Origin of the sequence: Pseudoalteromonas sp. Xi13, assembly GCF_003952205.1 — a bacterium.
Taxonomy (GTDB): Bacteria; Pseudomonadota; Gammaproteobacteria; order Enterobacterales; family Alteromonadaceae; genus Pseudoalteromonas; species Pseudoalteromonas atlantica.
Genome location: NZ_CP034440.1, coordinates 552,158 through 565,051 on the forward strand (window position 1 = coordinate 552,158; position 12,894 = coordinate 565,051).

The following is a 12,894-nucleotide window of genomic DNA, read 5'->3' on the forward strand; positions in this document are numbered from 1 at the left end:
CCATCAACCTATTGAAAATATTCCACTTTAATAACTTTTACTTTAGCTAAATAGTCAGCACTATTGACCGCTTTTCTAAAGCCATCAAGCTCTAATGAATCAGTATGTTGAGCATTAGCACAAAAACTAAGGCTTAATAAAATAGTGTGCGCGATCAGCACTTTAAATTGGCTAAAAATCTTCAATAGAAGCTAATTTACTAATAGCAGTACTATCACAAACCCAATATTTCTTTATTTCATTTTTTTGTAGTGTGACTGTGTTTTCTTTTGTTACTGTATCAAACTCTTCGCTATAGTAATCACTCACTATAACTTCACTTTCCCCCCCATTAAAAGTTAAACTATGTTCAGTAACCAAAGAGCGATGATAGCTTGATTTTTCTAGAGCTTTAAAATCTGCTGAATCAATAACTGTAGCTGCATTTATAATGAATTTATCTAAGTGAAGTTTATTACCTACTTTACTAACAACCAGCTCAATGGGTGTAGGCTCATCAGTATTACATTTAAATATAATTTGCGAGCTACTTTGAGCTGCATTACATGACACAATAAAGAACAAGGGAATAGCCAGAATAAACTTTGCGACGTTACTTTTTATCATGCTTTTTAAATGCCCTGGGCAATTCAATATTATAGTTATTGAGTAAATACATTACTTAATGCTTAACTGATACACCTGATAAATCAAAGTTATAAAGCGTAACTGAATCAATAGAGTGCTCTTCAACTAACTTAGTATTCTTTACACTAATAACACCTTCATCAATACTAATATTGCTTACATTACTACTTAAAGTGAAATTAGGGAGTGCGTATAGCTCTGAGTTGATGATTTGATATCCCTTTAGTACTTGCAATTTGTTACCTGTATAAAACTTTATTAATGCATAATAATTTTTGCCTTTTTCGAGCAATGTTATTTCTGGCGTATGACCTTTTAATCGAGTAGCAATAAAAGGGATCCCTTCACTAAAAGACAAGATGTAAGTATCCCTTGTAGGTAAGCAAATACCTGATTTATCTTTGTGGAGTAATTTAACTTGCTCAAACTTCAATGACTGCAATAGCCCTGTTTTGTCATCAACTTTTAGAGGGTTAGTTACTTTTATATTTAAACATTCTGACGCGAAAGCGGTATGACTTATCGTTAATAGCAGAGTACAAATTAAGGCTTTAAAAACATTCATATACTTACTCCATATGTTTGCCAATTATGGATAAACTCTTGCACAGTTCCCTTTCCAAGTGGCGTATTATAATAAGTTTTCCAATACTGTGCCTGCGCATTAGTATCATTAGCTTCAGGTAAGGCAGCTGGCGCTCTTAAATAGTGAATTCTAGCAATGGCGCATGCATAAGCATCATTCTCTTTTAGCTCTTTTAACTTATCTTCAGTAGTCATTAAGCTTTTAACTTTTAATGCTAACTCTCCTCTATAACTTAGGTAATTATCCCAAATGTCATCATGAGTAGCAGGCTCTATCTGAAAATAACTCAACGCAGGTCCACCGCCTAGTTGTTGACGATACTTCAATCGACTTTCTTGAATCGCTGTACCTAGCAATAAGACTTCTGCTTTTTTTGATGATAAACCGATTTTTAACAGCGTTGGTTTTATTACATTGTTTAAAAAAAGTTGAGGATCTTTCATTCCTGCTTTTTGAGAGTTAAATAAGGCGAGCTTTTCATTGATTTTGCGAAACGTAACATCGTTAGCATTAATTTTTCCATCAGGCCGCGCCATGATTAATACTTTGCTTTGGAACAACTTAATAGCAGCAATAGTTTTTGAGTTTTCTGGACGAGGGTTTAAGCGACCATCGACAATTAAAGTTTGAGTAGGCGGGATGAGTTTTAGTAATTTATTTAACGCGGTTTGTACCGTTTTTACATCACTTGAACTGTTAATCCCACCCAACCCAACAGATTGAGTTATTCTGATTACTGCCATCGAAACATCCTTTTCTTTAATGTTATATTTTTTAAATTAAAATTTATTAGTAGTAAATCGACACCTACTATTTAAAGTGTGTCTCCTAATTATTTGTTATTTGAATCGTCTAAGACAACCTCAGTACCAAATGGCACCATTAATGTTTTCTCTACCATCTGCTCTACTTTTTCATCGTTTAATCTCGATAACGAATAAAATAGTTCTTGATTAACGTGTTTTGGAGTAGAGCCTTCATCTTTATCAAATGCTAAAAATGGATTGCTATCGCATACTTCTGATACTTTAAAATTAAGTAAACTATCAACGTATGACTTTAAATCTTTAAAACTATAAAGCTCTTTCAAAGAAGCAAGGTCGTCGTACTCTTCTTTATCTTCAGGAAAGTCAAATAAAAATACTCCCTGAGTCGGCAAGGAATATTGCTGACAACAAAGTTCACAGTACCAAGTCAGAGTATAATGTTCAGCACTGACACCAATAATATATGGTTTTGGAATTATTTCGCTTTCTTTATCAATAAATTCATGTAAATGACTACACACTTTTTCACTTGAATTAATAGTAAAATTTAATTTTTTGCCTGGTTTCATCTACGACTTCCCAGTTTAAAAAGGTTTAAGTCTAATAAAAGTGTTACTAGACTTAATTATAATACTCTACGTATTTATTAATATTACGTTAAAACTCAGTCAAACTTAGGACGAAGTTTCTCTCGCATTTCGAACATATTACTAGGTGTAATAGCCCACCGGTTTGGATTATCAAATTCAAAGTCTACTTTAAAGCGCTTTGTTTCATTCTCCATTTGAAACAATAGTTGATTGAACTTTTCACCGCATTGCTGATAAATATCTTCTCTTAATTGCTCTAAAGTATTATCTAATAGCAATTGTTCATCTTCAATTGAAGCTGCGGCAGGTGTAATCTCTTCACCATCATATAAAAAGCCGGAGTTAGAAGTACACCCCTCGCCAAACTCAAAAACAAAAGTAACTTCCTTCCACTCATAGTCAATAAGATCAGAACAGCGCAAAAATAATTGCGCAATATCCATGAGTGCTTCATCTTTTATATTCACATTTAACCTCTACATTTTTTGCATTACTTCTTTTGGGACTCGCACATAAGTTTGCCCATTTTGGTTATTAAACTTATGACGTTTTTTATATACCCTTTTTTTACTTTTAGGATCAAATACTTCATATTCACTAATTACATCAGTAGGTCGAGCTGATCCAGGGGGCTCAAGCGAAACCTTTAGTTTGACCTCATATCCAGCTTCGGTCCAATCTGCCCACTCGTTTTCCATCGACTTATAACTACCTCGATTAAAGTTAGAGTTTTGTGGAAATAAGTTTTTCTCTCCTTGATCACTCATAAAGCGATGGCCAACTAAATGACCGCCATCATCATCAGCTAACCTAGCCTCACCACCAGCTTCACTTTGTGCTTTTTTCTCTTTAGATGAGCGCTTACCATGATAAGTAGATTTTAACGTTGCCTCAACTGAAATAGGCCTACCTTTACTATCAATCTTCCAAGTTGCTTTGTTATCTTCAAACTCTTCCACAACTTCAGAAACCTCTTCTTCGCCAATTTTCCCATTCATCATATCACGTGTAAATTTACGGACTGATTTATCTCGAATAGAGGAACTCTTTGGCGTACCTTCTATACCACCAGCCTCCAATACATCGAAAACATGCGTTAGGCAGCTTTGAGTAGCAGCATCATATAAAGGAGTTTGTAAATTATCAGGATCACCATCAGCAGCATCAAGAGCTATTTCACTATTGAGCATTAGCTGTCTTTGTAAATCAATCGCAGCAATCGCATTTGGTAGTTTTATCGTAGCTTTTTCTATTAATTTGCCAGCAAAATCTTCCTCTTCATCGTAGCTATCAATAAGAGTTCTACTACTAATGCCATTATCATCAGTTCCACCTAGCTGATGAGTTTTAGTAACCTCAAATTTAGTTTTTATCTGAATAGCAAAATGAGTATCTTTGCCACGACCTATTCTTAGGACAGTCGCTATCCCTTCCTTACAACTCAACCCAAACGGATCCACCCAATTAACCGGATTCGGTGCATATTGATAATGATTTATTCCACCCACTAGGCCAATCGGATCTTGGTTTATAAAGCGTTGTTGTTTGGGGCTGTAGTAACGGTAGCGGTTGTAATGTAAGCCACTCTCTTCATCTAAATACTGCCCTTGAAAGCGGATTGGCTGAGTGAAGCTGTTTTCTTTATTAAAGTCAGCACCTGATTGTGGCTCTTCATAGCCATACACATCGGCTTGGTTTTCCCATACGACTTCTGCTTTGTTATTGGTTACAAAACGTGGGGTATTCAGTTGGTCTAGGTGGTAGTAGTACACCTCACCTTGTTTAATTAGTGCTACTGGATGAAATTGATTTGGCAGGTTGATATACCAGGTATATTCACCGTGTTGGCATTCGCCGATTAACTGGTCGTTATCCCAAATGTAGTCAATTTTACCGTGCTCGGTGTGCTTGGCGATACGACGCCCGAGAGGGTCGTAGTCGTATTGCGTGAGCGTGCCGTTGTTGTTAAAACAGCTTAACTGGTTAAACGCGTTGTATTCACGGCGGGTTTTTATGCCTTTGCCGGTTTCGCGTATTTGGTTACCAAACTCGTCGTAGTAAAAGTCGCTGTCGCCAAATTGTGTTAGGCGGTCGGCGTCGGTGGCACTGTTTATTGTGGTGTTGTTAATGCCTTTATTGTTTATTACTGAGTCAGCATTGCTACTATTTTTACTACTACTTTCACCACTATTTGGCGCTAACTCATTGTATTCGCTATGGGTGGCGTGTGTAAAATCAATAGAAGAGCTGGCTGTATGCTCATTACTGGCTGCATCATGTTCTATACCCTGCTCGCCTGTATCTCTAAGGTCTGCATCGCTTGTGTTTGATTGAACAGTCTGACTTTGCGGGTTACCAAAGCTATCCCACTGGTAGTGTGTGATTGTATCAGCACCTGAGCTTGCCAATGTTTGTTTTATTAACTGACCCAAGCTGTTGTATTCAAAATTGATATTTTGGCTGCTTACGCCTTCGTTTTTACGGGCAGTCAGCTGGTTTACGCTGTCGTAATTGTACGTACAGGTATCAAATAATGCTTGTGCTGGGTGTGTAAGCTGTTGCTGCGTTAAACGGTTAAATACATCAAACTGTTGAGTAAGGGTTATGCTGTTACCAAACTGCTGGGTTTTAATATTACCTTGGCTGTCGTAGCTTAATGTTACAAGCGGCTTTGCAAGCTCAACCTCATTGCTATTGGTTTGCAGTAAGTTAATACTGCTTAGCTGGCCAAACTGGTTGTAGCTGTATTTCAGCGTGGTTGAATCTGGCAGCGTAAGCGTTTGCCTTCTGCCGTACTCGTCGTAACTGTATTTTAAGGTATGCGCTTGTTGCTGGTTATTAACTTGCTCGGCGCACAGTAGCCTGCCGCCTTTATCAAAGTGTTGTTTAAGTGTTGATTGCGCGTTATGCGCACGCGTAATTTTACCTTGCAGGTTATAGCTGTAGTAATTGGCGTTATTAACGATATGTGAGTCGCTTGCAAGGCTTGCATGCTGCGCAGTTACGCGGCCAAGGCTGTCGCGCTCTATTTTTACATGGCGTTTATTACTTTGCGTTACTGAGGCTAAGCGATTACAGGCATCATATTTATACTGCTGTAGCGTGCCATCAAACCCGGTTATTTGTGTTGGGTTTTCGTTCGCGTCGTAACTTATGCGGTATACGTGACCGTCGCTTCGCTCGATGGCTGTTAAGTTTCGCTCTTTGTCGTACGTTAAATGCAGTGCGCTGCCATCGGGCTGAATAACACAATGCGGTTGGCTTAGCCCTTCAAAGTGTTGCTCTGTGGTGTCGCCTTTGCTGTTTTGCGAGCTAATTAACCGCCCTGCTTCGTCGTAGCTAAAGTATTGATGCTGTTTATTTTCAGGCTCGTTTTCATCAAAGGCAATTGTTTGTGTAAGCTGGCCGTGCTCATTGTATTTATATTGGGTGAGTAAGCCTGCGTTATTCAGTGTGGCATTTACGCGGCCTAGGCTGTCGTAGCTGTAACGTATTAACTCATCGTTAAGATGCTTTGCTAAAAGCTCGCCTTGCTCGTTCCAAATAAACTTGGTGATTTGACCATTTTTATTAATATGCTGGGTTAACTGGCCGAGCTTATCGTAGCTGTATAACGTGGTGCGGCCATCACCAAAGGTTTCGCTTTGTAATAAGCCAGCCACACTGTATTTACGCGTAATGGTTTGGCCATCAGGTAAGGTAGTTAATACACGTTGCCCAAGTTGGTTGTAAGCAAAATGGGTTTGGCTACCATCTGGCTGCGTTATTGTTTCTAATTGGCCGAAAGGTGTGTAGCTATAGCGCGTTGTACTGCTATCTGGCTTTATTTCACTGAGCTTTTGACCTTGCGCATTGTATGTATATTGCCAAACATTGCCATTAGGGTCGGTATGTTTTACCAGCTTACCTTGTGCGTTATGTACAAAGTGCTCTTTATGACCGCGTGAGTCTATACAGGTTGTTTCTCCAGCCTCTAAGTTATATTCAAACTGGTAAGTATAGGTATTGTTATCGCCCCATTGTTTTATACATTTTGCGCTAGGTGAGTAGCTATCCCACTCAAAATGATGGCTAAAGCCACTGGCTCGGGTACGCTTTGTTAATAAATTAGCGGCGTTGTAGGCGTAGCGCTCAGTTTCGTTTTGCTGATTAGTAGACTGAACAAGGTTTTTGTTTTCGTCGTACTCATAGCTTGCAAGCAATGGCGATAGCAATTGCTGTTTGTTGTTCTTATCGGTGCAGTACGCTGCTATTTTGCTTAATAAACCTTGCGCGTTGTAGCTAATAACACAGCCACGTACTTTGTTTACTTCTATACGGTGTAGGCGCTCTTTCGCATCGTAATAAAACGCGATGCTTTGGCCTTTTTCGTTAATTATTTTTTCAAGCAACCACGCTCTTTCGCCTGGTTTAAAGGTAAGGTGTTGGTCATCTGGCGTTACAAGTACTTGCTTACCATTTGTTTGGTAATGTAGCGCAAGGTTACTACTTAATTGATAGCTCGATTGGCCAGGTTTTACCTTTTCAAATTTATGTTTAGCGCCATGCTCGTCTTGGTACTCTAACCAGTAGGTGCCTTTTTGCTTAGGGCCCACTTTTGGCGGCGGCAAGTAATGCTCTGTAAGGCTTGCCATAAAGTCGTGGCGCCAACCATTACCCATTGTTGTACACACATCAGCATGAGATGAGCGATACAAACGTCGCCACACTAATTGGCGACTGCCCGCCAATGTAAAGTCGATAAGCGGGAGAATTTCTTCGCCCGACAGCATTGATACCGGATCTGAACGGCACTCTTGGTTTATAATTGGCTCTTCGCTTGCGGTGTTATTAATCGCACCACCAGTGTTTTTTACAGGTGCTTGTGATGCACTTTTCCCCGATGCGGTTGTCTTAGTTTTTTTGTTAGAGTTTTCATCCTCCGAGCTACTATTAGTATTATCACTAACTTGAATAGAATACTTAACTTTTTCACGAAAACACTTAATAGTCCCTGCAGCAATTGCTTTAATAAGCGAGTTAGCAGTTTTACGTTGGTCGTCTGCTTTAGATGCTTCAATACCTATACTTATAAGTAGATTAATAGTGTCAATCCGTTTAGAAGGATCACTTGTGAGCGTTTCACTAACTTGTTCAACTAATCGATTCGCACTTTCATTGGTATTTGTTACAACAGCTTCGTAACCTGCAGGTGCTTTTGCAGTACCAGCAACGAGGCAAATGGGGTAACTTGTTCCTTGTAAAACAACTGTATTACTTTGCATTAGTTGTGTGCTTCCTCACTTATCCATAAGTATGATGCTGCGGCCTGGTATTTTGATTGTTCTTGAGAAATCACTAACGCATGTTTAAAGTGATTTACAATAGCCGGGCTTGAGGTCAATTGATATAAATTGACGAGTCCTTCAAGCGCACCAATTTTACCTAATTTGTAATTAGGTAATTCATAATGTGTATGCTCATTAATTAAATTACTGAGCAATTGTAAATTAGTCAGCCAAACATCACTTTGCTGATGTATGCCGTTGCCAGGTGCAAATATAAGATCTATATGGTCTTTATTATCCTGTGCAATTTTTGAAAATATACCGCCTAGTTGGTCGTGCTTTATAAAATCTATTGAAGGAGCAAATTCATGACTAGTTTGCATCCAGCCAATTTGAGCCGTTTCAATAGTCGCAAGTGCACCACCTACTCCTAAGTATACCCACTCATTGTTTTTATTGGCTTTATAGGTAGCATCAATGGCAATCACGTTTGCCTTATGCCATTTTTTTTGCACCGCCAACTGCACTAACGTATTAGCACCAACAGCGCCATAAAATAATAAGTGCTCTACATGCTCAGGGAATAACTGTTTAAAACTTTTTGCTAAAAGCTGCTTTAGCTCATCTTGGTACGCAAGTGCTGGCAATAACCATACAAGTGGCAAGTTTGAGTCTTCTACTTTTGCAAAAAGTTCTTTCGCTTTTACTATGCAATCATAAATACAGGCATTCCATGATTGCCAAGTAATACCGTTAGGTGGAGTTGGGGTATCTGCATATAGCAGTGTATCTATGTCTTGCGACAAAGGCGTAGAAAAACAGCTTACGTTTACATTAAACGCCTTCATGCTTGCGCCTCTGCTTTTACATTTTTAGCCATCGATTTGTAGTAGGTATACAAATTAAATATTGCTTGGCTATAACAGTCCATTGCCGACATTTCTATTGCGTTTAACCTTTTATTCAGAGGTTTTCCAGCTACAAACCTTTGTAAGCAAAGCTCCTCCTCGTATTTAGGCCAGTTTTGCTGTAACTGCTGTTTAAAAGCCACTAGTGCTTGTTGTTCAGCATTAAATGCACTTACTTGAATGTCATAGCTTACGAGTAAATCGAGCTTATCACCGAGCATTCGCCGTATTAAGGCAATAATAGCTGTTGGGTTTTCTACTTGGTTTAACGACATACACGCTAAGGGCACTAGCTTTACATAGCCACTTTGTAATAGCACATGTAACGTGTCATCTACTGTTAAAACATTGCTTGCGTAATTACTTAATGCGTTTACTTGTTCCCAACTTAGTGATAATAAAAAAAGCGACATTAACGGTGAATTAACAAGCTTACTTTTACATAGCTCATCAAACACATGTTTTAGCACTTGTATGTTTGCATTAGGGTTGAATGCGCTGATAAGCGCCACTGTTTCGGCTGATGTTGCCTCTTGTTCGGTGCTATTAGCCAATGCAAAATAAATAGTGTTTAAGTCAATTAATGCAATTAAATTAAAGCTGTGTTGCTGTAATAAAACTTTATAAATAACAGCCTTTGCTACGCCATGCAGGGATGGGCTGTTGAGCAACGAGTTTATAAAAGCCAGGTTAATTGTTTGCGGTAAATTAGCCATAACCTCTATACATGCCTGCGCAGTCACATCAAGGCTTTGCTCACTCGTTACTAACGTATTAATTAAAGTTAAATCGGGTTGTGTAAAGTGTTGAGGAGTATTATTTTTTTTAGCGGTTAGCCACGTTGTTTCTAACAGCTTTTTTTTAAGTGTTTTTACATAACCTACAGAAGTAAACGGGCAGCACTGCGCCTTACTAATACAAAGCAATTGTGCTTGGTGATTACTTATGTAAGTAGACAGCAAGGTTAGCCACCTATTAATACAGTAGGGTTACCAACAACAATTTTTCCGCCGTGGGAGCTATCATCACCCATTCGAGCTGCGGGTTTACCGTTAATTTTTACGCTACCAGAGCCTGACTTTATGCTGTCGGGTGGCCCAACACACACTAACATATCGCCTTTACGTGCTGCGGGCATGCTACCTATTAATACATTAGTTGAGCCTACCACAACAGGGCCGCCAACATGCGGGACTGTACCTGTGGTTTTAGGGCATACATGCATATGACCAATTGTAGCTGCGGGCTTACCCATAAAGACTCCTTGTCTTATTTACTTTTTGACAATAAAACTAATCAAATAAAGGAATAATTAATAATTTACTTTGAGAAACTAAACCCGATAAGGTATCAACTAATTCTGCCTTACTATAATCCGAAATTGATACCGGGCTTTGTAATGCGTACTGATATAAAGCAGCTATGGTATCTTCACTATTTAAAGCATTATGTAAATTACTTAAAAACTGATTAGCATAATAACCATCCATAGCTTTTAAATGCGTTAATGCAGGATTTAGCAATGGATCATCAGGCCTATTTATTGGCAAACAAATTAAATACGGCAAACCGTAACGGCAATATACAACGTAACCATTATTATTAATGCCATTTCTATGCCCTGTATAAAAGCTATTTATTATTTCCATAACTGCACTAATTTAATTTAATCATGCCGGCAGATAAAGTAATGGCGCTACCATCAACTTTAACGTTACTGCCTTTAATGTCTATATTAGTGCCTTCTATAGTTATATTACCGCTGCTGCTCATTTTAATTTGTGCAGAGCCTGTTTTAATTACTATTTCATCACCAGCTTCAATATTAAGTGTTTTACCCACTTTTAACGTGTCGTTTTCACCTATATCGTCACTGCGATTTTTAGCCACTTTTAGTGTTTCATTATTGCCAATATCAACTTTTCGATCGTTGCCAATTTCAATATTATGGTCGTGATCTGTTTTGTCGTTTTGGTCATTTTTTACGTAAAGCTGCTTATCTTTTTCTGCTTGAATATAAACCAGCTCGCTGCCTTTTTTATCCTCAAACCTTAGCTCATTAAAGTTATCGGCTCCGCCTTCTTTGGTAGAGCGTGTTTTAATACCACTTTGTGTTTTTTCGCCAGGTAGTGCATACGGAGGCATTAAATCTGCGTTGTACACTGCTCCGCTAATAATTGGTTGGTCTGGGTCGCCATTTATAAAGTCTACAAGTACTTCTTGGCCTACCCGAGGGAAGAAAAACGCTCCCCACTTTTTACCTGCCCAGTTTTGCGCAACACGGATCCAACATGAACTTTTTGAATCTTTTTTACCTTCTCGGTCCCAGTCAAATTGCACTTTTACGCGACCATATTGGTCAATCATTATTTCATCGGCGCTGTCGCCAGTTACGATTGCCGTTTGCACACCGTTTATAACTGGTTTTTTCTTATTTATTTGCGCTCTGTAGGGTATATCTTTGGGTACGCATTCAAAATGGTTAGAGTACACTTCTTCTACTGACGACTGCTGAGAGCCAGACTGATTAGGCACCGTTATTGACGTCATCATAGAGGTAATAACAAATGTTTTACCTTCAAGACGTGGGTCTTCATGCTTTTTAAAGCTAAAGAGTTTACCCACTGTAAATGAGCGGCAATCACTGCGACCACTAGAAAGCTTCATGTCTCGCTGTAATGACTCAAGCTGAACAGATGCTAAATTAGCTGCGCGCGGGTGGCATTCTTGCTCGCCCGTGTATTCAAAAATTTCTGATACTGATTGCGTCGGTAACTCTGGATTAGCTTGCTCACCATCTGGGTAGCGTGATGGCTGTTTAAAATCGTAACCAACGCGTTTAAAGCTGCCTGGCGCAATACTTAAACCGCCCTGCCAACGTGATACATGAGATTCGCTTAAATGGCCAGTTGAGTAAACTACCTTTGCTTCGTCGCACACTTCATAAGCGGTAATATCATCAGCTAATACCAAGGTATGGTTGCTGTTGGTATGCTCAAAAAAGTAAAAAATACCTTCTTGTTGAAGCAATCGTTGAATAAAGTCAAAGTCTGACTCTTGGTACTGAACACAGTACTCGTATTTAGGGTATGTTTTGCTGGTTTTATCGCTAAAGGCAACATTGTGTTGGCCAAATAGGTCAGCAAATATTTCTTTAATTGTTTTCTTTTGGAATATTCGGCTGTTTTTACGGTTGCGCATAGATGCTGCAAACGGGACGATAGTTGCTTGGTAATCTATATAGTTTTTTTGTTCTTCTACATCAGCTGTACGGCTGCCGTTTGAAACCAAATGGCTTACTATTCCATGATAGTAACGCTCACCGCCGCCTTGTGCATTTTTTACCTTAATAGATACTGGCTTTCCAACCAAATCTTCATGTGCTATTTGCTTGCCAATTGTGTACATATTGGCAGACATAACAAATAAGTCTGACATTGCCTCTTGGGCAACAAAACGAGTTAAATAGAGGGCATCTTTACCAGCAGGGGTGCTAATCTGAATTACGTTGTTATTTTGTGTTGCTGTTTGCATTCCTTGCCTTTCCCATCCTAAAGATCAAAAAAAGCTCTGAGCAAAAGCCCAGAGCCATTATAAGATAACAAATATTACATTTGTTGACCTTTAACACCGCTGTAACCGTATACAAGTGGAGCAGTAATGTTATTTTTGTCGTCTGTTGGAGTAACAGTCATCATCATTTCTGTGTAGCTGATAGTGATTGTTTCAATAGGACGATCGTTTTGTACTGACACTGAATAGCTAGAAATCATCGCATCTGTAAGTTCGATTTTCATGATTTCTTCAACTTTATCACCTTGTTTAGTGATATGGAAAATAGCTGGTAAGCCTTTACCAATTGTCGCTTCTTTGAAAAGATCCGGAGATGCTTTATCTTGAAGTTTAGTGATCGTAACGTCGCCAAGACGAGTAGAGCTAGACTCACGGTCCATTGCTGTACCAGTTGCTGCGCTAATTTCACGGCTTACGTTCCAATCTAAAGATAATACTGTGATTAAATCTTTGAAAGATTCAGCTGTAGTTTCGCCTTTGATTGAACCGTATTTTAAATATGTATTTGCTTGCATTTGATAATGCTCCTTTTAATTAAACAATGTTATCCATTTAGACTGGATTATTTACTTTGGT

The 12,894-nt window shown here is 38.8% G+C and carries 12 protein-coding genes; all 12 read right to left on the reverse strand.

Annotation, left to right across the window (positions count from 1 at the left end; translation table 11 throughout):
- Nucleotides 1–171: 171 nt before the first annotated feature.
- The 12 genes from EJ103_RS18925 to EJ103_RS18980 all read right to left on the reverse strand — a co-directional run bounded on the left by EJ103_RS18925 (nucleotide 172) and on the right by EJ103_RS18980 (nucleotide 12,833).
- Nucleotides 172–606 (reverse strand): hypothetical protein, encoded by a 435-nt coding sequence (locus EJ103_RS18925; RefSeq protein ID WP_126009385.1) that lies wholly within the window; start codon nucleotides 604–606, stop codon nucleotides 172–174.
- 55 nt (nucleotides 607–661) lie between these two features.
- Nucleotides 662–1,192, reverse strand: a complete 531-nt coding sequence (locus EJ103_RS18930) for a hypothetical protein (protein WP_126009388.1) — start codon at nucleotides 1,190–1,192, stop codon at nucleotides 662–664.
- Nucleotides 1,189–1,956 carry a hypothetical protein gene (locus EJ103_RS20310; protein ID WP_241232319.1) on the reverse strand — a complete coding sequence of 256 codons (768 nt, stop codon included), beginning with the start codon at nucleotides 1,954–1,956 and terminating at the stop codon, nucleotides 1,189–1,191. The genes EJ103_RS18930 and EJ103_RS20310 overlap by 4 nt, the downstream gene beginning before the upstream one ends.
- Nucleotides 1,957–2,045: 89 nt before the next feature.
- Complete coding sequence (locus EJ103_RS18940) at nucleotides 2,046–2,549, reverse strand: hypothetical protein (RefSeq protein WP_126009391.1); 504 nt, start codon at nucleotides 2,547–2,549, stop codon at nucleotides 2,046–2,048.
- A 95-nt stretch (nucleotides 2,550–2,644) separates the two neighbouring features.
- Nucleotides 2,645–3,037: a hypothetical protein gene (locus EJ103_RS18945; RefSeq protein WP_126009393.1), complete on the reverse strand. Its 393-nt coding sequence runs from the start codon at nucleotides 3,035–3,037 to the stop codon at nucleotides 2,645–2,647.
- Between the two features lie 9 nt (nucleotides 3,038–3,046).
- Nucleotides 3,047–7,834 (reverse strand): RHS repeat-associated core domain-containing protein, encoded by a 4,788-nt coding sequence (locus tag EJ103_RS18950; protein ID WP_126009395.1) that lies wholly within the window; start codon nucleotides 7,832–7,834, stop codon nucleotides 3,047–3,049.
- Nucleotides 7,834–8,685 carry a hypothetical protein gene (locus EJ103_RS18955; protein ID WP_126009397.1) on the reverse strand — a complete coding sequence of 284 codons (852 nt, stop codon included), beginning with the start codon at nucleotides 8,683–8,685 and terminating at the stop codon, nucleotides 7,834–7,836. The genes EJ103_RS18950 and EJ103_RS18955 overlap by 1 nt, the downstream gene beginning before the upstream one ends.
- A complete protein-coding gene (locus EJ103_RS18960) occupies nucleotides 8,682–9,707 on the reverse strand; it encodes a hypothetical protein (protein ID WP_126009399.1) in 1,026 nt (341 codons plus the stop codon). Before EJ103_RS18960 ends, EJ103_RS18955 begins: the two co-directional genes overlap by 4 nt.
- A 2-nt stretch (nucleotides 9,708–9,709) precedes the next feature.
- Nucleotides 9,710–10,000: a PAAR domain-containing protein gene (locus EJ103_RS18965; protein ID WP_024032867.1), complete on the reverse strand. Its 291-nt coding sequence runs from the start codon at nucleotides 9,998–10,000 to the stop codon at nucleotides 9,710–9,712.
- A gap of 37 nt (nucleotides 10,001–10,037) precedes the next feature.
- Nucleotides 10,038–10,394 carry a hypothetical protein gene (locus EJ103_RS18970; RefSeq protein ID WP_024032868.1) on the reverse strand — a complete coding sequence of 119 codons (357 nt, stop codon included), beginning with the start codon at nucleotides 10,392–10,394 and terminating at the stop codon, nucleotides 10,038–10,040.
- A gap of 7 nt (nucleotides 10,395–10,401) precedes the next feature.
- The gene (gene tssI / locus EJ103_RS18975; RefSeq protein WP_064387133.1) at nucleotides 10,402–12,279 is read right to left on the reverse strand and encodes a type VI secretion system tip protein TssI/VgrG; all 1,878 of its coding nucleotides are present in this window, start codon (nucleotides 12,277–12,279) and stop codon (nucleotides 10,402–10,404) included.
- A 74-nt stretch (nucleotides 12,280–12,353) separates the two neighbouring features.
- Complete coding sequence (locus EJ103_RS18980) at nucleotides 12,354–12,833, reverse strand: type VI secretion system tube protein Hcp (protein ID WP_024032870.1); 480 nt, start codon at nucleotides 12,831–12,833, stop codon at nucleotides 12,354–12,356.
- Between the last annotated feature and the right edge of the window lie 61 nt (nucleotides 12,834–12,894).